Source organism: Acinetobacter sp. ANC_7503, from assembly GCF_056780035.1.
The window spans coordinates 1-315 of the sequence record NZ_JBWYJA010000038.1 but is presented as its reverse complement, the minus strand read 5'-3'; the positions used below and the strand labels follow the sequence as shown (position 1 = coordinate 315).

The window sequence follows — 315 nt, the reverse complement described above, 5'->3', positions numbered from 1 at the left end:
ATGCACTTGCTGCGAAAACAGAAGCACAAACAAAAGTGACAGCGTTACCTGAGGCAGTACAAGCAGAAAAAGATGCGCTACAAGGTCGTTTGAATGATCTGGTTGATATCACTTTACCAACAGTAAATGACGAAGATGAAGATGGTGTTGTTGATGATATTGGAGAAGCTCTAGCAGCGGCTGAAGCAGCAGTAGAGGCAGCAGAAGCAGCATACGCTGCGGCGGAACAAGCGCTGATCGATGCAAATGCCAATGGCCTCATCACTCCAACAGAACTCACTGCACTGACTCAAGCACGTGATGATGCACTTGCTG

At 47.6% G+C, this 315-nt stretch carries 1 protein-coding gene; it reads left to right on the top strand.

Translation table 11 applies throughout. The annotated features are described in order from the left end of the window. On the top strand, positions 1–315 hold a 315-nt coding region (locus AC1M9M_RS14855), incomplete at both ends, for a GA-like domain-containing protein (RefSeq protein WP_481596715.1).